Source organism: Dactylosporangium sp. CA-139066 (assembly GCF_050936175.1).
Lineage (GTDB): Bacteria > Actinomycetota > Actinomycetes > Mycobacteriales > Micromonosporaceae > Dactylosporangium.
Genome location: NZ_JBNJNH010000002.1, coordinates 1,580,046 through 1,605,215 on the forward strand (window position 1 = coordinate 1,580,046; position 25,170 = coordinate 1,605,215).

The window sequence follows — 25,170 nt, forward strand, 5'->3', positions numbered from 1 at the left end:
GTTAGGCTTCCGGGGTGCTGCTGTGCATCGACATCGGGAACACCAACACGGTGCTCGCCACCTTCGAGGGCGAGAAGATCGTCCACTCGTGGCGGATCAAGACCGACTCCCGCGCGACCGCGGACGAGCTCGGCCTGCTCTACCGGGGTCTGCTGGCCACCGACGCGGTGTCCCTGACCGGCGTGGCGGCGTGCTCGACCGTCCCCGCCGCGCTGCGCTCGCTGCGCACGATGCTGCAGCGGTACTACGGCAACGTGCCCACCGTGATCGTGGAGCCCGGGGTGCGGACCGGCGTACAGCTGGCCATCGACAACCCGAAAGAGGTCGGCACCGACCGGGTGGCGAACACTCTTGCGGCGTACACCCTCTTCGGCGGGCCGTCGATCGTCGTGGACTTCGGCACCTCCACCAACTTCGACGTGGTGTCGGCGCGCGGGGAGTTCCTGGGCGGCGTGCTCGCCCCGGGCATCGAGATCTCCGTGGACGCGCTGGCCTCCCGCGCCGCCCAGCTGCGCAAGGTCGAGCTGGTCAAGCCGCCGCGGGTGATCGGCAAGAACACGGTGGAGTGCCTGCAGTCGGGCGTGGTGTACGGCTTCGCGGGCCAGGTGGACGGCGTCGTGCGCGGGGTGACCGCGGAGCTGGGCGGCAACGTGAAGGCGGTCGTCGCGACGGGCGGCCTCGCCTCGATCGTGATCGGGGAGTGCCAGAGTGTCACGCATCACGAGCCGATGCTCACGCTGATCGGCCTGCGGCTGATCTTCGAGCGCAACACTTAGAGCTTTTTCGCACGGTACGTGTAGGTGACGTACGGCAGCGCGAATTGTTCCCCCGGCTCGAACGTCCTCTCGGCCAGTTCGCGCACCTGCCGCTCGAGCGCCGCGCGGGTGTCGGCGTCGGACACCAGGTAATAGGAGCGCGAACGGATCAGGTCGACCAGGGAGTCGGCCGTGTGCGGCGTGCTCCAGTGGAAAAGTCGCAGCTCCGCGGGCGCGAATGCGGGCCCGAACTGGTCCGGGCCCAGATGGCGCTCGTCGATGACCGACCGGGCCCGGTGACCGTCGAACACATCGGAGAGCTCGGCGACCCACGGTTCCGACTCGTCGCGCACGTTCCAGATCGGCACGAACAATCCGCCGGGCCGCAGCACGCGCGCGATCTCGGTGTGCGCGTCGGCGCCGGCAAACCAGTGATATGCCTGCCCCGCGGTGACGGCGTCCTGGCTGGCGTCCTCGACCGGAATTGACGTCGCGCTGCCGGATCGGGCATCCCCGCCGATGCGGCGGCGCATTTCGTCGTCGGGCTCGACCGCGATGACGCGGTGGCCGAGTTCGCTCAGCTGGCGGGTGAGAATGCCGGTGCCGGCGCCGAGGTCGACAATCGCGCGTGAGTCGTCGCCGAGCGCCCAGCGCAGCGCCTCCTGCGGATAGCGCGGCCGGGTCCGGTCGTAGAGGTCCGCGGCGGGCCCGAACGAAGACGCGTGTTTCGCGAAGTCCATGCCGCCGACCGTACGCCATGGCGAATTCCGGAGGGCCCCGCAATGCGCGCGCGTACAGATCCGTGTCGGTCGCATTGCTATGTGTGATCACCTGTTGGGCGGAGCCAATTCCGACCGCCGTAAATCCTCTTTCTGCTGGTGCGGGCGGGGTAGTTTCGGCGTACCGTTGACGGAGCGCGGCCTTACTGCGTTATCTTTGCATTCGCACATCGCGGGGCGGGCTCCTCGAAGGGAATACGACAGTGGCCAAGCGGACCATCCACGTGCTGGTCGACGACCTCGACGGCGGCGAAGCCGATGAGACGGTGAAGTTCGCGCTCGACGGCGTGCAGTACGAGATCGACCTGTCCAAGAAGAACGCAACGAAGCTGCGCGATGCGTTCAGCCCGTTCCTGTCGGCCGGGACCAAGGTCGGACGGGGTGGCGTGGTTGTCGGTGGGCGCGCCGCCAGCGCTCGCGGCCGCGGTGGGGCCGCCGCCGATCGGGAGCAGAACAAGGCGATTCGGGAATGGGCTCAGAACAAGGGCATCAAGGTGTCCGATCGGGGCCGCATCAAGCAGGAAATCGTCGACCGCTATAACGCCGAAGCGGGTCGTTAGTTCCCGTTGACCGTTTCGTCCGGTCCATATCGGGTACTTAGCGCACGTTTTGGTCCTCCGCACGCGATTCCAGAGACTCCAGACACCCACCGTAGTGGTTCAGTTACGGTGGGTGTCGTGCGTTCGGCGGCCGGATTTCGCTCTTGGCGTACCGGCGGGGATGCTGGAACAGGGCGGCGGGTGCGAACGTTGGGCGAAAGCACCGGGTACACGTGGTTCCCGGGGGGTAGGCAACGTCAGATCGCGGGTCCCGCGTCTCGAATGTGGGGTGCGGCAACGCCGCACACCCCGCAAGGTGTCGGCCCGCGGCGATAGAGTGATGGCACGGTCACGTTGGCGTCCGACAGAGCTTCGAAGCGGAGACGTTGAGGAGCGGCGGCGACGGACACGGCACGTGAGGAGCAGGGATGTTCGAGCGGTTCACCGACCGAGCACGAAGGGTTGTCGTCCTGGCGCAGGAGGAAGCCCGGATGCTCAACCACAACTACATCGGCACCGAGCACATCCTGCTCGGCCTCATCCATGAGGGTGAGGGCGTGGCGGCCAAGGCGCTTGAGAGCCTCGGCATTTCGCTGGAGGGTGTCCGCCAGCAGGTCGAGGAGATCATCGGCCAGGGGCAGCAGGCGCCGAGCGGGCATATTCCGTTCACGCCACGCGCCAAGAAGGTCCTTGAGCTGTCGCTGCGTGAGGCGTTGCAGCTGGGGCACAACTACATCGGCACCGAGCACATCCTTCTTGGTCTGATCCGGGAGGGTGAGGGCGTCGCCGCCCAGGTCCTGGTGAAGCTGGGCGCCGACCTCAACCGGGTCCGTCAGCAGGTGATCCAGCTGCTCTCCGGCTATCAGGGCAAGGAGCCCGCCGCCGCGGGCACCGGCGCTCCGGGTGAGGCGGCCCCGTCCACGAGTCTGGTGCTCGACCAGTTCGGCCGGAATCTCACGCAGGCCGCGCGGGAGGGCAAGCTCGACCCGGTGATCGGCCGGGAGAAGGAAATCGAGCGGGTCATGCAGGTGCTGTCCCGCCGGACGAAGAACAACCCGGTCCTGATCGGCGAGCCCGGCGTCGGCAAGACCGCCGTGGTGGAGGGCCTGTCGCAGCGGATCGTCAAGGGCGAGGTCCCGGAGACGCTGAAGGACAAGCAGCTCTACACCCTCGACCTCGGTGCCCTCGTCGCCGGGTCCCGTTACCGCGGTGACTTCGAGGAGCGGCTGAAGAAGGTCCTCAAGGAGATCCGCACCCGCGGTGACATCATCCTGTTCATCGACGAGATCCACACGCTCGTCGGGGCGGGTGCTGCGGAAGGCGCGATCGACGCGGCGAGCATCCTCAAGCCGATGCTGGCCCGGGGTGAGCTGCAGACGATCGGCGCGACCACCCTGGACGAGTACCGCAAGCATCTGGAGAAGGACGCCGCGCTCGAGCGCCGGTTCCAGCCGATCCAGGTCGGCGAGCCGTCCCTCGCCCACACGATCGAGATCCTCAAGGGCCTGCGGGACCGGTATGAGGCGCACCACCGGGTGACGATCACCGACGCCGCGCTGGTCGCCGCCGCGACCCTGGCCGACCGGTACATCTCCGACCGCTACCTGCCGGACAAGGCGATCGACCTGATCGACGAGGCCGGCGCCCGGATGCGGATCCGGCGGATGACCGCCCCGCCGGACCTGCGCGACTTCGACGAGCGGATCGCGCAGGTGCGCCGGGACAAGGAGTCCGCGATCGACGCGCAGGACTTCGAACGCGCCGCCCAGCTGCGGGACAAGGAGAAGCAGCTGCTGGGCCAGAAGGCGCAGCGGGAGAAGGAGTGGAAGGCCGGCGACCTCGACGTCGTGTCCGAGGTCGACGACGAGCAGATCGCCGAGGTCCTGGCGAACTGGACCGGGATCCCGGTCTACAAGCTGACCGAGGAAGAGACCGCCCGGCTGCTGCGCATGGAGGACGAGCTGCACAAGCGCCTCGTCGGCCAGGAAGACGCGGTCAAGGCCGTCTCCAAGGCGATCCGCCGCACCCGCGCCGGGCTGAAGGACCCGAAGCGGCCGTCCGGCTCGTTCATCTTCGCCGGCCCGTCCGGCGTCGGGAAGACCGAGCTGTCCAAGGCCCTCGCCGAGTTCCTGTTCGGCTCCGAGGACGCGCTCATCCAGCTGGACATGTCCGAGTTCCACGACCGCTACACCGTCTCGAGGCTCGTCGGCGCCCCTCCCGGCTACGTCGGCTACGACGAGGGCGGCCAGCTGACCGAGAAGGTCCGCCGCCGGCCGTTCTCCGTGGTCCTGTTCGACGAGATCGAGAAGGCCCACCCGGACGTGTTCAACACCCTCCTGCAGATCCTGGAGGACGGGCGGCTGACCGACGGGCAGGGCCGCATCGTGGACTTCAAGAACACGGTGATCATCCTGACCACCAACCTCGGCACCCGCGACGTGGCCAAGGCCGTGTCCCTGGGCTTCCAGGCCTCCGAGGACACCGAGTCCAACTACGAGCGGATGAAGCAGAAGGTCAACGACGAGCTCAAGCAGCACTTCCGCCCGGAGTTCCTCAACCGCATCGACGACACCATCGTCTTCCACCAGCTCATGCAGGACCAGATCCTCGGCATCGTCGACCTGATGATCGCCCGGATCGAAACCCAGCTCCGCAACAAGGACATGGGCCTGGAGCTGACGGACAACGCCAAGAAGTTCCTGGCCAACAAGGGCTACGACCCCGTGCTCGGCGCCCGGCCACTACGCCGCACCATCCAGCGCGAGATCGAGGACGCCCTGTCCGAGCGCATCCTGTTCAACGAACTGCGCCCCGGCCAGATCGTGGTCATCGACTGCGAAGGCGACCCGGCCCAGTTCGAGAAGGCCAAGCTGGTCTTCAACGGCGCGGACCGTCCGGGCGCCGTGCCCGACGCGGTCCCGGCCGAGCTGGCCGGCGGCGGCGCCGAGGAGTCGGCTCAGTAAGACCCCGCACGACCAAGGCGAGGCCCCCGGTTTCCCGGGGGCCTCGCCCTTTTTTGCGTCGGCACCGCCCGACCCGGGTAAGTTGCCCAACGTGGAGAGTAAGGGGCAGCCGGCATTCGGCTCCGGACGCTTCGGCCGCCGCCCGGCGGCCCGCCCCATCCCGCGCCCAGCCCTGCTCGCCCGCCTGGCCGCCGCCCCCGGCATGGTCGTCCTGGTCGCCGCCCCCGGCGCCGGCAAGTCAACGCTGCTGGACGCCTGGTCCGCCTCGCACTCCGCCACCATGATCGACGCCCCCAGCGGCTGGCCCCCACCGCCGGGCCCTCTAGCCATCGACGGCGCCACACCCCGGGATCTCCCGCTGCTCGCCCGCCTCGCCGGCCGCGCCGGCGTGGTCGTCGCCGCGACCGAGGACCTGCAGGTCCCGGGCGCCACCGTGCTCACCCCGCGCGAGCTGGCGTTCGCGGAGGACGAGACGTACCAGGTCCTGGCCGGCGCCCTGGCCGACGCCGAGGCCGCCGACGCGCTCGCCCCCGACCTGCACCTGCTGACCCACGGCTGGCCGGCCCTGGTCGCCCTGGCCGGCGCCTGGCTCGCGCAGCACCCCGCGCCGGAGCGCCGCGAGCGCCTACGCGCCCTGGCCCGCGTCGAGGGCGACCTGACCGCTCACCTGGTCCCCGCCGTGGTCGCCGCCCTGCCACCCGCCGACCGCGACCTGCTCTGCCGCCTGGCTCGCCTCCCGGCCGTGGACGCGCGCCTGGCCGACCACCTCGACATCACCGAGGACCTCGGCCCGGTGCCGCCGTTCCTGCAGCCCCTGGCCCGCCACCCCGGCTGGTACGCCGTGCCCGACCCCTGGCGCGACGCCCTCGCCCGCGAGCTGCCGCTGCCGGACGACGAGCTGGCCGCGCTGCAGTCCGCGTACCGCGCCGCTACCTGACACGCAACGGCCGCAGGCGCAGGGCTTGCTGTCCGCGGTGCCTCGCGGGCGCGTACGTGAGGGCGTGGACCTCCGAAGAGCTGGCAGGGCAATGGCCGTGGCATCACGAGCCGAGACCCGAGACACCAGGGCGTGAACCTCCCGGCGGAAGGCGCTCCGGTTTTCTGCACCTTGACGGTAGCAGTCCCGAAAAAACTGGATCTTGTGAAATGTCCCAGCGTGACGAGTCAGTGACCCTGAGGGGCCGGCATGTAGTCGGTCAGCAGTGCCGGGGTCAGGCCCGCGGCGGAGATGGCCTGCAGCGCGGCGATGAAGTCGTCGACGAAGCGGTCGCGGAAGTGCATCAGGATGATGTCGCCCGGCTTGACGGTCTTGCCCTCCTGGTAGCGCACGATGCCCTTGTCGACCGTCTCCTTCCAGAAGAAGCCGGCCTGCAGGCCGCAGTCGTGGGCGACCTTCAGCGTGGTCGAGTCCTTGTCGCCGAACGGCGGGCGGAAGAGCGTCGGGCGCTTCCCGTAGAGGGCGGCCAGCTTGTCGGCGGAGCCGCAGATCTCGTGGCGCTGGAAGTCGTAGGACTTGCCCTTGAGCTCGGGGTGCGTGAGCGTGTGGGCCTCGATGTCGGCGCCGGCGTCGTTCAGCTGCTTGAAGTAGTCGGGGTTGTCCTTGATGGCGTTGATGGTCAGGAACAGCGTGACCTTCACGCCGGACTCGCGCAGCAGCTCCAGGGCCTCGGGGCGCTTGGTCCAGCCGTCGTCGATGGTCAGGAACGCGACGGGCTGGTCGGTGGGGATGCGCGCGTAGTACGGGGCGCCGGTGCCCTCCGGGAAGTTGATCCGGTGCGGGGCGGGGGGCTCGCCGAACTTCGGCAGGCGGTCGGCGTAGGTCTGGCCGGGCGGGGGCGCGGTCGTGCTCGTCTTCGACGGGGTCGGCTTGCCGGAGGCGGGGGTGTCGGCCGAGGGGTCGTCGCCGGGGGCGTCGTCGGACGGGCCGATGCTGGGCGCCGCGCTCGAGCTCGCCGGGGCGGCGCCGTTGCCCTGGGCGCGGCTGGGGGCCGCCTTGTCGTCGCAGCCGGCCACCACGACGGCCAGCGCGACGCACGCGCCGATCATCGCCGCGACGCGACGGGTCCTGCCGGTAACAAGCACATTGGGGAGCGTAGCGAGACGAAACCCTGATCGGAGTACCCAAATGGGGTATCCGTCCCGGTGAATAACGCCACCCGTCCGTGCTGCAACCTACCCGGGCAGCGCATACGTCTTTTCACGATGCCGCACCAGGCCGTCGGCGAGCAGGCCGTCCAGCGCGCGGCGGCGCTGGTCGGCGTCCGGCCACACGGCGTCGAGGCGCTCCGCCGGCACCGGGTCGTCGCTGGCCCGCAGGACGGCCATGAGCAGGCCGCGGACATATCGGTCCGTCCCGTGGTACCGCTGCGAACGCCGGCTCGGACCCTCCGGCGGCGGCGATCCGGCCAGCCGCCACGCGCAGACGCCGGTGAGCGGGCACTCCTCGCAGCGCGGGGCGCGGGCGGTGCAGACGACGGCGCCGAGCTCCATGAAGGCCACCGACGCGCGGGCCGCGGCCTCGTGGTCGTCGGGCAGCAGGGCCTCGACGGCGCGCAGGTCGGCCGGGGTTGTGTTCGCCCCGCCGTCGGCGTCGCCGGCCACGGCCCGGGCCACGACCCGGCGCACGTTGGTGTCGACGACCGGGTGGCGCTGGCGGAAGGCGAACGCGGCGACCGCGCGGGCCGTGTAGGTGCCGATGCCGGGCAGCGCGAGCAGCGCCTCGACGTCGTCGGGGACCTCGCCGTCGTGCCGCTCGACGATCGCCGTCGCGCAGGCGTGCAGGCGCAGGGCGCGGCGCGGGTACCCGAGCCGGTCCCAGGCCCGGATCGCCTCGCCGGGCGGGTCGGCGGCCAGGTGCGCCGGCGTCGGCCAGCGCTCCATCCAGCGCCGCCACGCCGGCTCGACCCGCGACACCTGGGTCTGCTGGAGCATCACCTCGGAGACGAGTACACCCCACGGCGACGCGCCCGGCCGGCGCCAGGCGAGATCGCGGCAGTTCGCGTCGTACCAGCGCGTCACGGTGAACGCGATGGCGGTCTGTGTGTTGTCGATGGTGGCGATACGCAAGGATAGGACGGTGAACGAGTACGCCGTCACGGTCATCGGCCACGACCGGCCGGGCATCATCGCCGACGTCGCCGAGATCCTCGCCCGGCTCGGGCTCAATCTCACCGACTCGACCATGACCCGCCTGCGCGGCCACTTCGCGATGACGCTGGTGTGTGCCGGGCCGCCCAGCGCCGCGGAGATCGAGGCGGCGCTGGAGCCGCTGACCGTCCACCGGACGCTGCTCGTGACCGTCCGCGGCGTCGTCGAGGAGCCGGCGTACGAGCCGTCCGGCAGCCACCACGTGCTCACGCTGCACGGCGCCGACCGGCTCGGCATCGTCGCCACCGTCGCCCGGGCCGTCGCCGAGTCCGGCGGCAACATCACCGACCTGACCACGCGGCTGTCCGGCAGCCTGTACGTCGTGGTTGCCGAGGTCGACGTCGCCGACCCGGTCGCGCTCGGCGAGGCGCTGAGCACGGTTGCGCAGCGCCTCGGCGTCGAGGTGTCGCTGCGACCGGCCGACGCGGACCTGCTGTGACCGGCGCCGTTCTCCCGGTCGTTCGAGCGCCCGCCGACGTGCTCGGCACGCCGGGCGAGCCGGTCGACCCGACCGCGCCGGAGATCGTGCAGCTCGCCGAGGACCTGGTGGCGACCATGCGGGTCTCGCCGGGCTGCGTCGGGCTGGCCGCGCCGCAGGTCGGCGTCGGCGCGCAGGTCTTCGCCGTCGACGTCACCGGCCACCCGAAGGCGCGCACCGTGCACGGCCCGCTGGTGCTGTGCAACGCGCGCATCGTCGAGGCGTCGCAGTGGCAGAAGGGGCGCGAGGGCTGCATGTCGGTGCCCGACCTCACCGGCGACGTCAAGCGGGCCAATCGGCTGGTCGTGGCCGGCTTCGCCCCGGGCGGTACCGAGGAAATCGAGATCACCACCGACGCGTTCGAGGCCCGGGCGCTGCAGCACGAGATCGACCACTGCGCCGGCCTGCTCTTCCTCGACCGTGTCGCGGGCGCCCACGCCGTGTACGCCCGCAAGGTCTATTTGTAAAGCCCTGTCCTCGGCGCGCCTGCCCGGTCGCGAGCCATGCTCCCGATACGGTGAGTGCATCATGAAAATGACGGTTGGCCCGCTGCCGGCCGGCGTCTACTGGCGGCGCCGGGCGATCGTCGGCGGCGTCGTCCTGGTGGCGGCGATCCTGCTGTGGACGTCGTGCGGCGGTGGCGACGACCCCGCCGGGCAGACGCGGATGGCGGCGTCGGCCGGGCCCGAAGTGACCTCGGAGCCGGCGACCACCCTGCAGGTGCCGACGGTGGGTGACACGTCCACGTCCTCGGCCCCGCCGGTCACGGTCACGTCCGCCGCCGCGCCGAGCACCGCGAGCGCGCCGCCCTGCGCCGACGCCGACCTGTCGCTGGTCGCCGTCCCCGACCAGGTCGTGCAGTTCCGCGGCGCCTACCTGAAGTTCACCCTCAAGGTCAAAAACATCACCAACCACGACTGCACGAGGGACATCGGCCCCGATTTCCAGGAGTTGTACCTCCAGGTCGCCGCCGTCAAGGTCTGGTCCTCGGACGACTGCAACGCGCCGAAGGGCAAGGAAGTGCAGGTCCTGAAGCCCAACATCGAGCTGGCGTTCACCAACAACTGGGACGGCAAGGCGACCAACAACGGCTGCACCAGCAAGGCCGTGCCGCCCGCCGGCAAGTACGAGCTCGTCGCCCGCCTCGACACCAAGATCAGCAGCCCGGTCCAGATCCAGCTGACCTAGCGCTTGCCGAGGTTGTTCGCGATCAGGACCTGGTCCGGGGCGAATGCGGCCAGCGAGGCGAGCTGGGCGTCCGGCGTACCGTTGAAATCACGAAGGCGCACGGCCAGGCTGATCCGGCGGACGCTGTGCTCGCTGAGTTTCGCCAGTTCACGCAGCACGGTCTGATCGGCCCACACCGGGTTGCTGCCCGTCCGGTCGAGGCCCTCCTGCAGACGGATGGCCAGGAACCGCTCCCCGCCGACCTCGACCGCCGCCACCTCGCCCACCCGCGACCAGGGCAGCACGAGCGTGCGCAGCCAGCCCGGGCGCACCGTCAGCGCGAAGTGGTTCGCCCCGACCCGCGGCCGCCGTACCACGGACAGCGCGATCGGCACCGCCCCGGCCACGGCCAGCCCCGCCGCCCACATCGGAAGGTCGGCCAGCGGGTTGTGCGACCCGGAGCCCAGCGTTTCGGGTTCGTCGCTGAACAGCGCGCGCACGAGCAGGACCACCAGGGCGGCGGATACGACATACCAGGCGAGGGTTCCCAGCGATCGGGACGGGAAGCTCCGTCGCCACTCGATCCGCTCGGGACCGGCCACCGGTTGGACCCCTCAGCAATCAACTCCATCCATCAGCGGATGGCATCCGCCCACTCTACGGGCTGGGTCGATACCGCACCAGCACCGGATGTCTGACCATCCGTAGACTGTGCAGGTGCCGATTGACCGCGAGCCCGGCAGGGGCGGCGCCAACACCGGCCTCATCGGGGGCTGGGCCGCCGCCCTGCCCGGCGCCGACCCACTGCGCGCCACCCTGGCCCTGATGGCCCCGGGCACCGCCCTGCGCGACGGCCTGGAGCGCATCCTGCGCGGCCGGACCGGCGCCCTCATCGTGCTCGGTCACGACCGCGTCGTCGAGCAGATCTGCACCGGCGGTTTCCCCCTGGACGTGGAGTTCTCGGCCACCCGCCTGCGCGAGCTGTGCAAAATGGACGGCGCGGTAGTCCTGTCGAGTGACGGCACAAGAATCGTCCGCGCGGCCGTACACCTGATGCCCGACCCGACGATCCCGTCCGAGGAGTCCGGCACCCGCCACCGCACCGCGGAGCGCGTGGCCAAGCAGACCGGCTACCCGGTCATCTCGGTCAGCCAGTCCATGCGGATCATCGGCCTGTACGTCAACGGCCAGCGCCACGTCCTCGACGACTCCGCCGCCATCCTGTCGAAGGCCAACCAGGCCCTGGCCACCCTGGAGCGCTACAAGCTCCGCCTGGACGAGGTCAGCGGCACGCTGTCAGCCTTGGAGATCGAAGACCTGGTGACGGTCCGTGACTCGGTGGCCGTCGTGCAGCGCCTGGAGATGGTCCGCCGCATCGCCGACGAGATCGCGGGCTACGTCGTCGAGCTCGGCACGGACGGCCGCCTGCTGGCCCTCCAGCTGGAGGAGCTGATGGCCGGCGTCGAGGCCGATCGCACCCTGGTCATCCGCGACTACCTCCCCACGGGCCGCCGCACCCGTTCGTCGGACGACGCCCTGGACGAGCTCAACGCCCTCTCGGCGACGGAGCTGATCGACCTGGTGGCCGTCGCGAAGTCCCTGGGCTACCCCGGCGCGAGCGACGCTCTGGACGCCGCGGTCTCCCCGCGGGGCTTCCGCCTGCTGGCCAAGGTCCCGAGGCTCCCGGTCCTGGTCGTGGACCGCCTGGTCGAACACTTCGGCAGCCTCCAACGCCTGCTGGGCGCCACGGTAGAGGACCTGCAAGCGGTAGAGGGCGTCGGCGACGCCAGGGCAAGAGGCATCCGCGAGGGCCTGTCGCGCCTGGCCGAGGCTTCAATCCTGGAGCGCTACGTCTAGCAACCGCGCCCAGCCGCGAACCGCAAGCAACGGACAAACGCTGTCACCGCGCCCAGCCCGCGAACCGCAAGCAACGAATGGACGTCGTCACCGCGCCCAGCCGCGAACCGGCAAGCAACGCACGAACGCCGTCACCGCGCCCACTTCCTAAAGCCGCAGGGCACGGGCTGGGTTTCAGAGAGCACACTTCCCCCCCGGCCCCCTCCCCCTCCCCCCACCCCCAAACGCCCCGCGAAACCGCGGAAGATCACACGTCCTCAGCCGTCGCCTTCACGGCATAGTGCAGCGCCGTGCGCACATCGTTGACCTCAAGCACCCGCATCCCCGGCGGCGTCACCCCCGTCGCCGCCGGCCCGCACCCCGGCGGCACCAGCGCGAACCGGAACCCCAGCCGCGCCGCCTCCGCCAGCCGCCGCGGCACGGCCCCGACCCGCCGCACCTCGCCGGTCAGCCCCACCTCGCCGAGCGCGACCAGATCCGGCGGCATCGGCAGCTCATGGGCGGCCGAGGCGGCGGCGAGGGCCAGGGCCAGGTCGGCGGCCGGCTCGGTGACGCGCAGCCCGCCGACGGTCGCGGCGTAGACCTCGCGGTCGTGCAGCTGGATGCCCGCGCGGCGCTGCAGCACCGCGAGGACCATCGCGAGGCGGGCCGAGTCCAGGCCGCTGACCGTGCGGCGAGGGGAGCCGGGCATCTGGGCGCCGATCAGGGTCTGGACCTCGGTGACGAGGGCGCGGCGGCCCTCCATGGCGACGCAGACGCAGGTGCCGGAGACGGCGTCGGCGTAGCGGGTGAGGAACAGGCCGCTCGGGTCGGGCAGGCTCGTGATGCCGCCCTCGTGCATCTCGAAGCAGCCGACCTCGTCGGCGGCGCCGAAGCGGTTCTTCAGGCCGCGGACCATGCGCAGCGAGGAGTGCTTGTCGCCCTCGAAGTTGAGGACCACGTCGACGAGGTGCTCCAGGACGCGCGGGCCGGCGACGTTGCCGTCCTTGGTGACGTGGCCGACGAGGACGGTGGCGAGGCCGCGCTCCTTGGCGATGGCGACGAGGGCGGCGGTGACGGCGCGGACCTGGGTGACGCCGCCCGCGACGCCGTCGACGCCGGGGGCGGAGACGGTCTGGACCGAGTCGAGGATCAGCAGGCCGGGCTTGACGGCGTCGAGGTGGCCGAGGACGGCGGACAGGTCGGTCTCGGAGGCCAGGTAGAGCCGCTCGTGGAGGGCGCCGATGCGCTCGGCCCGCAGCCGGACCTGGCTCGTGGACTCCTCGCCGCTGACGACGAGGGCCGGGGACTCGCCCTGCATCGCCCACTGCTGGGCCACGTCGAGCAGGAGGGTGGACTTGCCGACGCCGGGCTCGCCGGCGAGGAGGACGACGCCGCCGGGGACGATGCCGCCGCCGAGGACGCGGTCGAACTCGCCGACGCCGGTCGGGCGGGCCTTGGCCGGGGCGGCGCTGATCTCGGCGATCGGGCGGGCCGGCTCGAGCGGGGCGCGGGACGGCACCGCTCGCAGGGCGGCCGGGCCGGTGGTCGCGGCGCCGCCGGCGAGCTCGAGGATGGCTCCCCACTCACCGCACTCCGGGCACCGACCCATCCACTTGGGTGGCCGGTGCCCGCAGACGTCGCATTCGAAGGCTGCGCCCTTGGTCTTTGTCACGCCCTGAAGCTAGCCCAGGGGTACGACAAAAACCTGGGGTCACTCGCCGCCGTTCTCGTTCTGGACGACCGAGGTCGGCTTCGGCAGCGGGGTGAGCGGCGGCGTCATCGGCAGGTCGGGCAGGGTGATCGTGGTGGTCTTGCCGTCGGCGTAGGTGAAGGTGAAGACCACGTTGGTGAGCGAGCCGCCGGCCACCAGCGGCGGGCCGGTGAGCTTGTCGACCGCCAGGTACGTCTGGCTGTCCTTGCTCAGCAGCACCACGCCGTTGACCGGGATGGCGACGGAGATCTCCGACGAGCCGGCCGACACCGGCGGGGGAGGCGCGGCGGGCGACTCCGACGCGGACTCGGAAGGCGAGGCCGAGCCGGCCGGCTTCTTGCTGCCGCTCGCGGAGGGCGTCCCCGAGGCCGCGGCGGGCGTCGCCGCGACCGAGGCCTTCGGGCCGCCGACGAGGACGAACTTGCCGTTGTCGCTGGTCACGCCGGTGAGCTTCACCGCCTGCGTGCTGTTGTTGAACAGCCGCACGTTGATCGGGACGGTCGAGCCGGGCTTGTAGGAATCGGCGTAGGCCACGACGCCGTCGCGGAGCGCGATGTTGCCGTCGGCGCTGTTGACGTTGACACCGGGAACGGCGGGGACCTGCTCGGCGGTCTGGGTGACCTGACCGGCGCCGCAGGCGGAGACAAGGCCCAAGCCGAGCGCGGCCGAGGCCAGCAGCGCGGCGCGCAGCACCGGGCGGCGGCCAGTCTTCGGCGTGGCCGGAGTCGAACGCGTCACCTTGGTTCCTCCAAATCAAGGGGTGGCCGCACTACAGCCTAGATGCCGTTGATCTGCCGATTACGCCCACCCTGGCATTGGGGATTCAGTCCAGATTGAGGCCACTGATCAGCAGAAACACCACATCGATCAACGCCACCGCGATGACGGACAGGAAGGGTGCGCGGGATGTTGTGTCGCGGCTCATGCGGTACCAACCCCAGGAAAGGGCGATGAGCGCGGCCGCGAGGGCCGGCCAGAACAGCACCGGCGGCGGGCCCGGGGGTCCGAACGCGAGCGCCGCGGTCGCGGCGAGCAGCAGGACCCCGGCGGACGCCAGCGAACCACGGCGGCCGAGGAGGTGGGGCAGGCCGCGTACCCCCGTCCGCGCGTCGTCGTCCAGGTCGGGCAGGGTGTTGACGAAGTGCGCGCCCGCGCCGAGCAGGCCGCCCGCGGCCAGCAGCCACACCGGCGGGGTCTTGCCGGCGCCGAGCACCACGAACGCGGGCAGGCAGGTGAACGACACGGCGTACGGCACGACGGAGGCCGGCGTCGACTTCAGCGGCCAGTCGTAGAGCAGCGCCGAGATCAGCGCCAGCGCGCCGACCAGCCCGGCCGACGTACCGGAGAGGAAGCCCAGCGGCACGCAGGCGGCGGCGGCCAGGGCGCCGAGGGTGAACACCAGCCGGCGGGAGACCTTGCCGGCGGCGACGGGCTTGTCGGTGCGGCCGGCGGCGGCGTCGCGGGGGGCGTCGAGGGCGTCGTTGACCCACCCGATCGACAGTTGGCTGGCGAGGACGGCCACGGCGGCCGCGGCGACGCCGAGGGCCGGGCGCCCGAGGCCGATCGACAGCAGGGCGGCGACGGCGGTGACGCCGGCCGCGGGTTCCGGATGAGAAGCCCGCACCAACGAGATCGCAACCGACATTCGGCAAGTGTGGCCGCCCGCGAGGTTCCGTGTCAGTCTCATCTCATGCCTTCGGTGCGGCGTGCCCGCAACGATCCCGGTCAGTACGACGATCTGGCCGGGGAATGGTGGCGCCCCGGTAGCCCGCTGTCGATGCTGTACTGGCTCGCCCGGGCCCGCGCGCGACTGATCCCGCCCGCCGAGCGGCCCGGCGCCGTCCTGGTCGACCTGGGCTGCGGCGGCGGCCTGCTCGCGCCGCACGTGGCCGACAAGGGGTACCGCCACATCGGCGTCGACCTGATCGTCTCCGGCCTGGAACAGTCGCGCGAGCACGGCATCGCCCCGGTGCGGGCCGACGTGCGGCGCCTGCCGTTCGCCGACGGCATCGCCGACGTCGTGAGCGCGGGCGAACTGCTGGAGCATGTTCCGGACTGGCTGGGGGTAGTGGCCGAGGCATGCCGGATCCTGAGGCCGGGCGGTTGGCTCGTCCTGGACACCCTCGCCGACACCTTGCTGGCGCGGGTGGTCGCGGTGCGCCTGGCCGAGGCGGTCATGCCGGCGGTGCGCGGCATCCACGACCCGGCGCTGTTCGTCGACCCGCGCCGGCTGCGGGAGGCGTGCGCCCGGCACGGGGTGAACCTCGACGTGCGCGGCGTCCGCCCGACGCTGCCCGCGCTGGTCCGGTGGCTGGTGACCCGGCGCAATGCGGTACCGATCGTGCCGACGTTCTCAACCGCGATCCTCTACCAGGGGCGCGGCCGGAAGGGGAGTCAGTGACAGGTGCCGCGATCGCCGGGATGCACGTGACGTTCCCCGGGCAGATGCGCCAGGACGAGGTGTGGGACGGCTACTTTCAGCGGCACTACGACGGGCCCCGGCGGGGGCTGGCGAAACGGATCTTCGCCAACTCGGGGGTGGTCACGCGGCACGGGGCGGTGAACCCGCTGGTCGAGGACGCGTCGGGCTGGTCGACGGCCAGGCGCATGGAGCGGTACCTCACCGAGGCCCTCCCGCTGGGCAAGGACGCCGTCGCCGGCGCACTCAACGACGCGGGCCTGCGCCCCGACGAGATCGGGCTGTTCGTCGTGTGCTCGTGCACCGGCTACGCCACGCCCGGCCTCGACATCCTGCTCGCCCGCGACCTGGGCATGGCGGCCGAGACGCAGCGGCTCTTCGTCGGGCACATGGGTTGCTACGCGGCCATCCCGGGGCTCGGCGCCGCCTCCGACTACGTCGTGTCGCGGGGCCGGCCGGCGGTGCTGCTGTGCCTCGAGCTCACCAGCCTGCACGTGCAGCCGCCGAGCGTCGACCCGCAGCAGATCGTCGCCCACGCGCTGTTCTCGGATGCGGCCGCGGCGGTGGTACTCGTACCAGGCGGGACCGGCACCGGCGTGTCCGACATCGCCGCGGTGACCGACACCGCGACCGCCGACCACATGACGTGGGACGTCACCGACCTCGGGTTTCGCATGGGGCTGTCGCCGAAGGTGCCCGACGTGCTGGCCGTGTACGTCGCGGATCTCGTCGGGCGGCTGCTCACCCCGCGCGGGCTCACCACGGGCGACGTGGACGGCTGGGCGGTGCACCCCGGCGGCCCGCGCATCCTCGACGTGGTGCGCGACCAGCTCGTCCTGCCGGAGGCGGCGCTGGCCGAGTCCCGCGGCACGCTGGCCGAGCACGGCAACTGCTCCTCGCCGACGGTACTGCTGATCCTCGACGCCCTGCGCCGCCGCGCCGCGGGCCGGCCGCGCACGACGGTCGCGCTCGCGTTCGGCCCCGGCCTGACCCTCTACGGCGTACTACTGCAGCTGTGACAGCTCGCCCTTGAAGTCCTCCGGTGTCGTCACCGACTTGACGATCTTGACCGTCTTCGCGTCGGCGCCGACCAGGACGGCGGTGCTGGTGCGGTCGTTGGCCAGCGCGGGCACGGTGGCGCGCACCGAGTTGTTGGGGTCGGCGAGCGCGTGCACGGCGACCTTCTCGTTGAGCCCGGCCGGCAACGTTGGCGCGTGGGTGGCCACGACGAGGACCTTGGCCGCGCCCGAGGATCCCGCAACCGCATCAGTGGTACTGCGGATGAGCTGCTCGCAGCTGCACCCGTCGACGAGCAGGATGACCGCCGGGGTGAGCCCCTTGAGCGAGACGGCGGTGCCGTCGGGGCGCTGCAGGGTGATGCTCCCCAGCGAGACGCTGGCCGGCGCCGTGGTGGGCGTGCCGACCTGTGGGTTGGTCTTGGGGGCGTGCCCCGGCCACGCCACGGCGAAGAGGCTGATCAGCGTCGCGATGACGGCGATCGACATGATCAGCAACGGGACGGCGAGCCCTGGGGAATCGTCGGTGGTGCGCCGCACCGGCTCCGGCCGCAGGTGCAGCCGCCGCCGCCAGCGGCGACGGATTGCCGCCCGGCGAAATTGCCGGCGGATCGGCGCGCCTTCGCCATCGAGTGCACCGGCATCGTCGGGAATGATGATCGTTCCCCACTCAGGCGGGAGGTCGGGCAGGCCACCGCCCTCTTGTGGTCGCTCACCACCGCCGTTGTCGCCGCGCAGCGTGCCCATCGCTGTTCTCCTCGCACCTGCCTCAACTTTCCCTCACACGACGGCTACGCGCCAGAGGTGACTCCATTGAGATCAGTGCGTATCATCTACGCTCCGCCGCTGGTCAGGTCACGGAGAGTGTCGGTGCTGGACGTCTCCCGTGTGCGGGGAGACACTTGCTGTAGTCAATCGGATATGTCCGACTGGCAGGCCATTTGTGAGTGCTCCGGGTTGTTGATCCGCTACACAGCAGGTTCCGCGTTTCCTGTCAAGCGGGAGAAAGGGGACTCACATGTGTTCTGACCTGCGCGAATGCTGCTCTCTGGGGTGGGACGACAGCGCGTGACCGTGTTACCCTAGACACAGCGAAAGGGGTTTCGAACCTATGGTTTTCAGTGTCGGCGAGACCGTTGTCTACCCCCACCACGGGGCCGCACTCATCGAGGCAATCGAGACTCGCGTCATCAGGGGCGAGGAGAAGCAGTATCTCGTCCTCAGGGTCGCTCAGGGTGACCTGACGGTGCGGGTGCCCGCCGAAAACGCCGAGATCGTCGGCGTGCGCGAGGTGGTAGGCGAAGAAGGTCTGACGAAGGTCTTCGACGTCCTCCGCGCTCCGCACACCGAGGAGCCGACCAACTGGTCGCGGCGTTACAAGGCGAATCTGGAGAAGCTGGCCTCCGGCAATCCGCTCAAGGTCGCTGAGGTCGTGCGCGACCTGTGGCGTCGCGACCGTGAGCGTGGTCTGTCGGCCGGCGAGAAGCGCATGCTTGCCAAGGCGCGGGACATCCTTGTCGGTGAGGTGGCGCTCGCCGAGAAGAGCACGAAGGACGAGGCGGAGACGCTGCTCGACAAGGTGCTGACCGAGGCCTGACATTCCAGCCTGGCTATCCCTTCGATCGAGGACCGCGACGTGACGGCGCACGCGACTGTGCGTGGTGACGTCGCGGTCCTCGTGCCTGCGGCCGGCATGGGGATCCGACTCGGACCCGGCGGCCCCAAGGCACTTCGACTTCTGGGCGGCGAGCCACTGCTCGTGCACGCCGTGCGGCGCCTGGCGCTCGCGCCGAGCGTCGGCTGCATCGTCGTCGCCGCGCCGGCCGACGCCGTCGACGACGTGGCCGCCCTGCTCGAGCCGGTCGCGCCGGTCACCGTGGTGGCCGGCGGGGCTACTCGGCAGGCATCGGTCGCCGCGGCGCTGGCCGTGGTGCCGCCGTCGTTCGAGATCGTGCTGGTCCATGACGCCGCGCGCGCACTGACGCCACCGGAGCTGGTGGAATCGGTCGCAGAGGCGGTTCGTGGGGGGCACGGCGCGGTCATACCCGTTCTCCCTGTGGTCGACACCATAAAGCGGGTCGCCGATTCGGGCATTGTCGTCGAAACCGTGGAGCGCTCCCCGCTGCGGGCGGTGCAGACGCCGCAGGGTTTCCGGCGCGATGTGCTCGTCAAGGCCCATGAGGCGGCCGTGGACGAGCACACCGACGATGCGGGGATGGCCGAGCGCATCGGCATCGAGGTGTACACCGTGCCGGGCGCCGACGCGGCCATGAAGATCACGCGGCCCTTTGACCTGGCCGTCGCTGAGCTGCTGCTCTGACGACCGCCGTTTCTTCTTTTCTCTACGGCCACTCGCACGATGGCCGCCTGCCCCGGCGCGCTGTGCGCTCAGCGGCCGCTTGCTTGATGGCCGCGTGCTCGACGCGCTGCTCCCTCAAGGGCCGCGTCCTCGACGCGCCGCGATCAATGGCCGATTACGGCCCGCGCCAGGAGTGAGCCGCGCGCATTCCGGAAATTTCGGCTCTTGTCCGCCTTTGCCGAAATGCGCGCCGCGGGTCAGGCCGCCGCGGCCGCTCCAGCCGCGCCGGCGCAAGCCTTGCGGGGGCGGCGGCGCCACAACAGGATGCTGCCGACCGTGCCGCCGATGCCGAGCGTCAGGGTGATCCCGCCCGCGATCGACATGCCGACCGCGTCGCCGCGGGCCGTCGCGGCGCCCAGCGCGGAGTACGCCAGCGTCGCCGGCAGCGCCCCCAGCACCGTCCCCGTCAGGAACGGGCGCATCTTCACGCTCGTCGTCCCGAACAGGTAGTTGGAGATCCCGAACGGCATCAGCGGGATCATGCGCGAGATCACGATCGCCATCACCCCGCGCTTGGCCACGGCCTGCTCCATCGCGAGCAGGCGGCCGCTCAGGTGGCGGGCCATGAAGTCGCGGCCGAGCAGCCGCCCGATCGTGTGGGCGATGATCGCGCCGATGGTGATGCCCAGCATGATGTACATCGCGCCGCCAGCAAATCCGAAGATGACCCCGCCCACGCCGGCCAGCAGCGTGCGGGGCGCGAGGGCGGTGGTCAGCAGCGCCGAGCCGGCAACCGCGATGACCGGGGCCAGCGGATGGTTGGGGCCGATCGCGTGGACCAGCGAGGCACGGTTCGGGTGGACGACGATGATCACCACGGACAGGGTCGCCACGAGCAGGGCCAGCAGACCGAAGCGAAGTGCGGCTCCGGTGCGCCACCACGGCTTGTGGCTCGTCGGGGTCGTCAGGTCGCTGCGCACCCGTACCAGCCTAGGCCCGGGACGCCACGATGCCGAGCCCGGAGACGCTTCGGCAACCGGAAGTTCACGGGTGCGCACCGATCGTCGTACCCTCCGGTCGTGATGTTGATCGGTAACGGCACCGACGTACATGCCTTCGAAGCCGGCCGCGAGTGCTGGGTCGCGGGACTGAAATGGGACGGGATCGACGGCCTGGCCGGGCACTCCGACGGCGACGTCGCGGCCCACGCGATCTGCGACGCCCTGCTGTCCGCGGCCGGCCTGGGTGATCTCGGGGCGAACTTCGGCACCGGCCGGCCGGAGTGGGCCGGCGCCTCCGGCGTCACCCTCCTGCGCGAGACGGCCCGCAGGGTCCGCGCCGCCGGCTTCGAGATCGGCAACGTGTCCGTGCAGGTCATCGGGGTGAAACCGAAGGTGGGCACGCGCCGCGCCGAGGCCGAGCGCACGATGCACGACGCGATCGGCGCCATCGTGCGGCTGTCCGGCACGACCACCGACGGCCTCGGGTTCACCGGCCGGGGTGAGGGCCTGGCCGCCACCGCCGTAGCGTTGATCTATCCGATCGTGAAAGAGGGATAGATGAACGACACGCTTCGCGAGCTGCTCGACCGCCGCGCCTTCCTCGTGCTCAGCACCATCAACCCGGACGGCGCGCCGCAGAGCAGCGTCATCTGGGGCAAGCACGACGGCGGCGATGTCGTGTTCTCGACGATCCGCGGCCGGCGCAAGACCCGCAATCTGGAGCGCGACCCGCGGGTGTCCATCTGCGTGTACGACCCGGCGAACCCGTACCGCTACGTCGAGGTGCGCGGGACCGTCACCCTCACCGAGGACGGCGGCCCCGAGCTGATCGACGAGCTGAGCCGGTCGTACGACGACAAGCCCTGGGTCGAGCCGAACCCCGACAACGTGCGGGTGGTCTGCCGGGTGAGCGCCTCGAAGTACTTGGAACACTAAGCGTTTCGCGACCACGTCCATGCGTAGCCGGTGTCCTCGATCGCGAGCGCCGGCTCGCACAGGTCGAGCGGCCGGAACGTGTCGATCATGACCGCCAGCTCGTCGAACGCCTCGACGCCGATCGCGCGCTCGACCGCGCCGGGCTGTGGCCCGTGCGTGAAGCCGCTCGGGTGCAGCGAGATCGACCCCTGCTCGATGCCGGAACCGCGGCGGGCCTCGTAGTTGCCGCCCGTGTAGAAGAGCACCTCGTCCGAGTCGACGTTGTGGTGGTTGTACGGCACGGGGATCGCCAGCGGGTGGTAGTCGACCTTGCGCGGCACGAACGAGCAGATCACGAAGTTCGGGCCCTCGAACGTCTGATGCACCGGCGGCGGCTGGTGCACCCGCCCGGTGATCGGCTCGAAGTCGTGGATCGAGAACGCCCACGGGTACAGGCAGCCGTCCCACCCGACGACGTCAAATGGGTGATTTGCGTAAATGTGCTCGGTCCAGCCCCGCCGGTGCTGCACCAGCACGGAAATGTCGTACCCCTCCACGAGGATTGGCGCCGAGGGGCCACGCAGATCCCGTTCGCAGTAGGGCGCGTGCTCCAGGAACTGTCCACGCACGGAGAGATAGCGCCGCGGGGGTCCGATGTGTCCAGTCGCTTCCATCGTCAGCAGCTTCACCGGCCCGTCCTTCGGCACGAGCCGATGGATCACCGATGTCGGGATGATCGCGTAGTCACCCTCGGTGAGCTCCAGCACGCCGAAGGTCGTCTCGAGCGTGACGGCCCCGGCCGAGACGTAGAGGCACTCGTCGCCGACCGCGTTGCGGTAGAGCGGCGACGGCTCGGTCGCCTCCACGTAGGAGATGCGGATGTCGTCGTTGGCCAGCAGGTGCTGGCGGCCGAGCACGGCGTCCGCCTTGCCCCCGCCGATCTTGGTGGTCTGCAGGTGGCGCGGCTTGAGCGGCAGGTTTGGCACGCGCGACCACGCCGGCGGATCAAACGGCACGGCCGAGACGATCGCGGTCGGCCGATGGCGGTGGTAGAGCAGCGACGAATCGCTCGAAAAACCCTCCTGCCCCATCAGCTCTTCCGCGAACAGCGAGCCGTCCGGCTGGCGAAACTGGGTATGGCGCTTCGGCGGCACCTCGCCGACGCGGCGGTAGTACGGCATCACGGCCCTCCCCGACGGAGTGTCCGGATAGCGGACGAAGTTGTCCGCCCTGTAAAGCGTCCACTAGATTCGGAAGCTGTGTCAAACGCAGTGCCTACCTCTTTGGGCCAACCTCTGCTGACCGCCCTGGTCGACGACGCCGCCGTCTTCCCGCCCGGGAGCGCCGCCCTCGACGACGCCGTGCCGGCCCACACCGGCCACCGCGAGAGCTGGTATGCCCAGCTCATCGGCCCCCTGCTGATCCCCGTCGACGACCGCGACGCCTTCCGCGCGCTCGCACCGCCCGGCACCGGCGTCGGCCTGGTCGGCGCGCCGGCCGCGATCGAGGCCGCCGTCGACGACCTGCCCGCCGGCACCCGCCAGATCGAGAGCCCGGTCGCCAAGCGGGGCGAAGACCCGCGCCCCGGCATCGAGCGGCTCGCGGCGCTCATGAGGAAGCGCGAAGAGCCCTGGCAGTGGTACTTCGAGGTGCCGCTCGCCTGGGGCCTCATGTCCGCCCTCGACACCGTCGCGGCGCTGCGCGCCGAGGGCCTGCCCGCGGCCGCGAAGTTCCGCACCGGCGGCCTCGCCGCGGAGCTGTTCCCGACCCCGGTCGAGCTCGCCGCCGTCATCTGCGCCTGCCGCGACCGCGACCTGCCGTTCAAGCTCACCGCCGGCCTGCACCACGCGGTCCGCCACACCGACGCCGAGACGGGCCTGGTCCACCACGGCTTCCTCAACATCCTGGTCGCCGTGCTCCACGCCGCCGACGGCGCCGAGCCCGCCGACCTGGCCGCCGTCCTGGCCGCCACCGACGCCTACCCCCTGGCCGACCACGCCCGCGCCGCCCTGGCCCGCGAGCGCCCGCTGTGGGTCGGCTTCGGCAGCTGCAGCGTCCAGGACCCGGTGACCGACCTCACGGCCCTGGGCCTGCTGGACCGCCCGCGCCCCACTCCTCCGGCGTCCGCGTCATGACCCGCACGCCGACCTCGCGTCACCCGACCGGCGCCCGCGGCCGCGTCATGACCCACGCGCCGATCGCGTGTCACCCCATAGGCGCCCGCGGCCGGGTCATGACCTGTGCGTCGGTCTCGCGTCACCCGACCGGCGTCCGCGGCCGCGTCATGACCCGCGCGCCGATCGCGTGTCACCCCATAGGCGCCCGCGGCCGGGTCATGACCTGTGCGTCGGTCTCGCGTCACCGGACCGGCGCCCGCGGCTCTGTTCTTGCTTTGTCTAGTGCCACCCCCAAGCTGGACCCGACGGACGCGGAGGTGCGGTCATGACCACGGCGGCGAGCTGGCTCGAGATGGCGGACGACGACCCGTTCGGCATCGACAACCTGCCCTACTGCGCGTTCGGCCAGGACCGTTTCCGCTGGACCGGCGTGCGCATCGGCGACCGCATCCTCAACCTGGCCGCCGCCGAGGGCCGGGGCCTGCTCGACGCGGGCGGCGCGTTTCTCGGCCAGGGCAACCTCAACCGCTTCATGAGCGCCGGCCGCCCGGTCTGGGCACGGGTCCGCGAGCACCTCACCGAGCTGCTCAGCGCCGCCCGCCACCGCGAGGCCGTCGAGCCCCTGCTCCTGGCGGTCGCCGACGTGCGGCTCGACCTGCCGTTCGAGGTCGCCGACTACGTCGACTTCTACTCGTCGCTGGAGCACGCGACCAACCTCGGCCGCCTGTTCCGCCCCGACGCCCCCGAGCCGCTGCTGCCGAACTGGAAGCACCTCCCGGTCGGCTACCACGGCCGCGCCGGCACCGTGGTGGTGTCCGGCACCGACGTACCGCGCCCGTTCGGCCAGCGCCGGACCCCCGACGACCCCGCGCCCACCTACGGCCCGTCGACCCGCCTCGACGTGGAGGCCGAGGTCGGCTTCGTGGTCGGCGTGCCGTCCGAGGGCCCGATCCCGATCGACGACTTCCGCGCCCACGTGTTCGGCGCCGTCCTGGTCAACGACTGGTCGGCGCGGGATCTGCAGGCCTGGGAGTACCAGCCGCTGGGCCCGTTCCTGGGCAAGTCCTTCCGCACGTCGATCTCCCCGTGGGTCGTCCCCCTGGACGCCCTGGAGTCGGCCCGCACACCCGGCCCGGCCCAGCAGCCACCGGTCCTGCCGTACTTGAGCGCCGCCGACCACCACGGCTACGAGATCGACCTCGAGGTCCTCTGGAACGGCACGCCGGTCGCGCGCCCGCCCTTCGCCGGCATGTACTGGACGCCGGCTCAGCAACTGGCCCACATGACGGTGAACGGCGCCTGGGCGCGCACCGGCGACCTGTATGCCTCGGGCACCGTCTCGGGCCCCACCCCGGAGCAGACCGGCTCATTCATCGAGCGCACCTGGAACGGCGCCCGCCCGATCCAGCTCGCCGACGGCACCACCCGCACCTTCCTCCTGGACGGCGACACGGTCACGATCACCGCCACCGCCCCGGGCCCGTCCGGCTCGCGCATCGGCTTCGGGGAGGTGACCGGCACCGTCACGAAGCCCGAGTGACCGCCCCACGACCGCGTTGCCGTCCCGTCCGCGAGTCGCGCCGGGCGCATCCGGCGGCGCCGCGCGGGAGGCCGACGGCCCGGCTGACCGCGCCGTGCCGCGTCGGGCTGCGCCGTGCCGGGCAGGGCAGGGCAGGGTGGCCCGAGTCGGGGCGCGCCGGGGCCCTGTCGAGCCGCCGCGCTGGGCCGCGGGCGCGCCGTGCTTGTCCGCCAGTGGGCCGTGCCTGGTGTTGCCGGGTCGCACCGCGTCGGGTCGCATCCCGCCTTGCCGCACATGCCGAGCCGCGCTTTGCCGCACACGCCGAGCGCCCTTCCGGATCGCCGTCGGCCGCGCTGTGGCCTAGCCGAATGACACCTGCGGGTGATGGGGCAGGCGACGCCGAAGCCTGCGGGACGCGCCGCTACCCGGCAGTGGAGCGGGCGTGACGGGCCGCGGAGGTGGTGCTTCCGGCCTGCGGTCAACTGGATTCGGGGCGTGCGAGGCGG

26 protein-coding genes are annotated in these 25,170 nt (G+C 71.3%); 16 read left to right on the forward strand and 10 right to left on the reverse strand.

Annotated elements, in window-relative coordinates:
• The first annotated feature begins 14 nt into the window (after window positions 1-14).
• Window positions 15-776 carry a type III pantothenate kinase gene (locus ACQEVU_RS52050; protein WP_433338132.1) on the forward strand — a complete coding sequence of 254 codons (762 nt, stop codon included), beginning with the start codon at window positions 15-17 and terminating at the stop codon, window positions 774-776.
• On the opposite strand, the gene ACQEVU_RS52055 is transcribed toward ACQEVU_RS52050, so the two are convergent.
• Window positions 773-1,495, reverse strand: a complete 723-nt coding sequence (locus ACQEVU_RS52055) for a class I SAM-dependent methyltransferase (protein ID WP_433338134.1) — start codon at window positions 1,493-1,495, stop codon at window positions 773-775. The genes ACQEVU_RS52050 and ACQEVU_RS52055 overlap by 4 nt on opposite strands.
• Window positions 1,496-1,737: 242 nt before the next feature.
• Here ACQEVU_RS52055 and ACQEVU_RS52060 point away from each other — a divergent pair, with 242 nt between their 5' ends.
• The 3 genes from ACQEVU_RS52060 to ACQEVU_RS52070 all read left to right on the forward strand — a co-directional run bounded on the left by ACQEVU_RS52060 (window position 1,738) and on the right by ACQEVU_RS52070 (window position 5,973).
• Window positions 1,738-2,094 carry a histone-like nucleoid-structuring protein Lsr2 gene (locus ACQEVU_RS52060; RefSeq protein WP_433338136.1) on the forward strand — a complete coding sequence of 119 codons (357 nt, stop codon included), beginning with the start codon at window positions 1,738-1,740 and terminating at the stop codon, window positions 2,092-2,094.
• 407 nt (window positions 2,095-2,501) lie between these two features.
• Window positions 2,502-5,036 carry an ATP-dependent Clp protease ATP-binding subunit gene (locus ACQEVU_RS52065; protein ID WP_433338138.1) on the forward strand — a complete coding sequence of 845 codons (2,535 nt, stop codon included), beginning with the start codon at window positions 2,502-2,504 and terminating at the stop codon, window positions 5,034-5,036.
• Between the two features lie 91 nt (window positions 5,037-5,127).
• Window positions 5,128-5,973, forward strand: a complete 846-nt coding sequence (locus tag ACQEVU_RS52070) for a hypothetical protein (RefSeq protein ID WP_433338140.1) — start codon at window positions 5,128-5,130, stop codon at window positions 5,971-5,973.
• A gap of 227 nt (window positions 5,974-6,200) precedes the next feature.
• Here the strand turns inward: ACQEVU_RS52070 and ACQEVU_RS52075 are convergent, their stop codons facing one another.
• Both ACQEVU_RS52075 and ACQEVU_RS52080 read right to left on the reverse strand, forming a co-directional pair.
• Window positions 6,201-7,118: a polysaccharide deacetylase family protein gene (locus ACQEVU_RS52075; protein ID WP_433338142.1), complete on the reverse strand. Its 918-nt coding sequence runs from the start codon at window positions 7,116-7,118 to the stop codon at window positions 6,201-6,203.
• Between the two features lie 90 nt (window positions 7,119-7,208).
• Window positions 7,209-8,096, reverse strand: a complete 888-nt coding sequence (locus tag ACQEVU_RS52080; RefSeq protein WP_433339739.1) for an A/G-specific adenine glycosylase — start codon at window positions 8,094-8,096, stop codon at window positions 7,209-7,211.
• 16 nt (window positions 8,097-8,112) lie between these two features.
• On the opposite strand from ACQEVU_RS52080, the gene ACQEVU_RS52085 reads away from it, so the two are divergent.
• From ACQEVU_RS52085 to ACQEVU_RS52095, 3 genes are all read left to right on the forward strand, one after another.
• Window positions 8,113-8,622, forward strand: a complete 510-nt coding sequence (locus ACQEVU_RS52085) for a glycine cleavage system protein R (protein ID WP_433338144.1) — start codon at window positions 8,113-8,115, stop codon at window positions 8,620-8,622.
• A complete protein-coding gene (gene def / locus ACQEVU_RS52090) occupies window positions 8,619-9,128 on the forward strand; it encodes a peptide deformylase (protein WP_433338146.1) in 510 nt (169 codons plus the stop codon). The genes ACQEVU_RS52085 and def overlap by 4 nt, the downstream gene beginning before the upstream one ends.
• A gap of 61 nt (window positions 9,129-9,189) precedes the next feature.
• Window positions 9,190-9,849: a hypothetical protein gene (locus tag ACQEVU_RS52095; protein WP_433338148.1), complete on the forward strand. Its 660-nt coding sequence runs from the start codon at window positions 9,190-9,192 to the stop codon at window positions 9,847-9,849.
• On the opposite strand, the gene ACQEVU_RS52100 is transcribed toward ACQEVU_RS52095, so the two are convergent.
• Window positions 9,846-10,430, reverse strand: coding sequence for a hypothetical protein (locus ACQEVU_RS52100; RefSeq protein WP_433338150.1), 585 nt, complete (start codon window positions 10,428-10,430; stop codon window positions 9,846-9,848). The genes ACQEVU_RS52095 and ACQEVU_RS52100 overlap by 4 nt on opposite strands.
• 115 nt (window positions 10,431-10,545) lie before the next feature.
• Between ACQEVU_RS52100 and disA the strand changes: the two genes are divergently transcribed.
• Entirely contained in the window at window positions 10,546-11,685 is a 1,140-nt protein-coding gene (gene disA / locus ACQEVU_RS52105; protein WP_433338152.1) for a DNA integrity scanning diadenylate cyclase DisA, read from the forward strand.
• Between the two features lie 247 nt (window positions 11,686-11,932).
• Here disA and radA read toward each other — a convergent pair whose 3' ends face one another.
• The 3 genes from radA to ACQEVU_RS52120 form a co-directional block, all read right to left on the reverse strand.
• Complete coding sequence (gene radA / locus ACQEVU_RS52110; protein ID WP_433338154.1) at window positions 11,933-13,339, reverse strand: DNA repair protein RadA; 1,407 nt, start codon at window positions 13,337-13,339, stop codon at window positions 11,933-11,935.
• A 39-nt stretch (window positions 13,340-13,378) separates the two neighbouring features.
• Complete coding sequence (locus ACQEVU_RS52115) at window positions 13,379-14,116, reverse strand: hypothetical protein (protein WP_433338156.1); 738 nt, start codon at window positions 14,114-14,116, stop codon at window positions 13,379-13,381.
• An 85-nt stretch (window positions 14,117-14,201) separates the two neighbouring features.
• Window positions 14,202-15,065, reverse strand: coding sequence for a UbiA family prenyltransferase (locus ACQEVU_RS52120; protein WP_433338158.1), 864 nt, complete (start codon window positions 15,063-15,065; stop codon window positions 14,202-14,204).
• A gap of 3 nt (window positions 15,066-15,068) precedes the next feature.
• Here ACQEVU_RS52120 and ACQEVU_RS52125 point away from each other — a divergent pair, with 3 nt between their 5' ends.
• Window positions 15,069-15,779: a class I SAM-dependent methyltransferase gene (locus ACQEVU_RS52125; RefSeq protein ID WP_433338160.1), complete on the forward strand. Its 711-nt coding sequence runs from the start codon at window positions 15,069-15,071 to the stop codon at window positions 15,777-15,779.
• A gap of 20 nt (window positions 15,780-15,799) precedes the next feature.
• Window positions 15,800-16,816, forward strand: a complete 1,017-nt coding sequence (locus ACQEVU_RS52130) for a type III polyketide synthase (RefSeq protein WP_433339740.1) — start codon at window positions 15,800-15,802, stop codon at window positions 16,814-16,816.
• Here the strand turns inward: ACQEVU_RS52130 and ACQEVU_RS52135 are convergent.
• Window positions 16,802-17,560 carry a hypothetical protein gene (locus tag ACQEVU_RS52135; protein WP_433338162.1) on the reverse strand — a complete coding sequence of 253 codons (759 nt, stop codon included), beginning with the start codon at window positions 17,558-17,560 and terminating at the stop codon, window positions 16,802-16,804. The two genes, ACQEVU_RS52130 and ACQEVU_RS52135, sit on opposite strands and share 15 nt — an antisense overlap.
• 364 nt (window positions 17,561-17,924) lie before the next feature.
• Here ACQEVU_RS52135 and ACQEVU_RS52140 point away from each other — a divergent pair, with 364 nt between their 5' ends.
• Together ACQEVU_RS52140 and ispD are read left to right on the forward strand one after the other, a co-directional pair.
• A complete protein-coding gene (locus ACQEVU_RS52140) occupies window positions 17,925-18,410 on the forward strand; it encodes a CarD family transcriptional regulator (protein ID WP_344617800.1) in 486 nt (161 codons plus the stop codon).
• Between the two features lie 39 nt (window positions 18,411-18,449).
• Complete coding sequence (gene ispD / locus ACQEVU_RS52145) at window positions 18,450-19,133, forward strand: 2-C-methyl-D-erythritol 4-phosphate cytidylyltransferase (RefSeq protein WP_433338164.1); 684 nt, start codon at window positions 18,450-18,452, stop codon at window positions 19,131-19,133.
• Between the two features lie 236 nt (window positions 19,134-19,369).
• On the opposite strand, the gene ACQEVU_RS52150 is transcribed toward ispD, so the two are convergent.
• Window positions 19,370-20,092 carry a TVP38/TMEM64 family protein gene (locus tag ACQEVU_RS52150; protein ID WP_433338166.1) on the reverse strand — a complete coding sequence of 241 codons (723 nt, stop codon included), beginning with the start codon at window positions 20,090-20,092 and terminating at the stop codon, window positions 19,370-19,372.
• A gap of 102 nt (window positions 20,093-20,194) precedes the next feature.
• Here ACQEVU_RS52150 and ispF point away from each other — a divergent pair, with 102 nt between their 5' ends.
• Window positions 20,195-20,671 (forward strand): 2-C-methyl-D-erythritol 2,4-cyclodiphosphate synthase, encoded by a 477-nt coding sequence (ispF, locus tag ACQEVU_RS52155; RefSeq protein WP_433339741.1) that lies wholly within the window; start codon window positions 20,195-20,197, stop codon window positions 20,669-20,671.
• Complete coding sequence (locus ACQEVU_RS52160) at window positions 20,672-21,049, forward strand: PPOX class F420-dependent oxidoreductase (RefSeq protein WP_433338168.1); 378 nt, start codon at window positions 20,672-20,674, stop codon at window positions 21,047-21,049.
• Here ACQEVU_RS52160 and ACQEVU_RS52165 read toward each other — a convergent pair.
• Window positions 21,046-22,209 (reverse strand): homogentisate 1,2-dioxygenase, encoded by a 1,164-nt coding sequence (locus ACQEVU_RS52165; RefSeq protein WP_433338170.1) that lies wholly within the window; start codon window positions 22,207-22,209, stop codon window positions 21,046-21,048. The genes ACQEVU_RS52160 and ACQEVU_RS52165 overlap by 4 nt on opposite strands.
• A gap of 102 nt (window positions 22,210-22,311) precedes the next feature.
• Between ACQEVU_RS52165 and ACQEVU_RS52170 the strand changes: the two genes are divergently transcribed.
• Window positions 22,312-23,163 (forward strand): hypothetical protein, encoded by an 852-nt coding sequence (locus ACQEVU_RS52170; protein ID WP_433338171.1) that lies wholly within the window; start codon window positions 22,312-22,314, stop codon window positions 23,161-23,163.
• Window positions 23,164-23,470: 307 nt separating this feature from the next.
• Entirely contained in the window at window positions 23,471-24,685 is a 1,215-nt protein-coding gene (gene fahA, locus ACQEVU_RS52175; RefSeq protein ID WP_433338172.1) for a fumarylacetoacetase, read from the forward strand.
• Window positions 24,686-25,170: the final 485 nt, after the last annotated feature.